The organism is Vibrio sp. 1249-1, from assembly GCF_033340495.1.
In genome coordinates, this window is the sequence record NZ_JAWOWJ010001219.1 from 1 (window position 1) to 506 (window position 506).

The 506-nt window shown below is 46.6% G+C and carries 1 pseudogene; it reads right to left on the minus strand.

Going from position 1 to position 506, the window contains the following annotated elements:
- Positions 1-243: 243 nt before the first annotated feature.
- A pseudogene (locus R7Z50_RS31370) lies at positions 244-506 on the minus strand (pyruvate kinase); the annotation flags it as partial.

Genomic DNA, 506 nt, shown 5'->3' on the forward strand with positions numbered 1-506 from the left:
TGCTAAATTCGACGACGGGAGTGTTCTCTTTCAAAGGGGCACGCTTTTAGGGATAACAATCGCTCTACAATAACAAGTTGTGAATGCGATTTCATTAAGTTAACGCTCATATTCCAAGAGTCAGCGAATGGTTGGTTACATCGTGAGCAATAAAAAGGACCTGCCATTTGGCAGGTCAAGTCCCTGTGGAGCAAGTTATGGGGGAGAAATTCAAGGTCGAGCTTGAATAAGGGGGAGGTAAACCTAAGCTGCGATTTCTTCCGCTGGCTTCATGTGAGAAGACACATTCAAGCTCAGCAAGCGACACGCGTTGACTTCACCCATGCCTTCGATGGAGTCGAGTTGGGTCATCAAAATGGAGGAAATATGTGCTTCGTTGGCCTTTTGACGTAAGCATTCCACTAACTGTGGCGCGAGATCGACGTGGCTTTCTGCTGCTTTGAAATACAAAGGTTCAACACCGCGTAGAATGGTCATTTGTGCAAGTAAAGCTGGGTTGTCGCTCA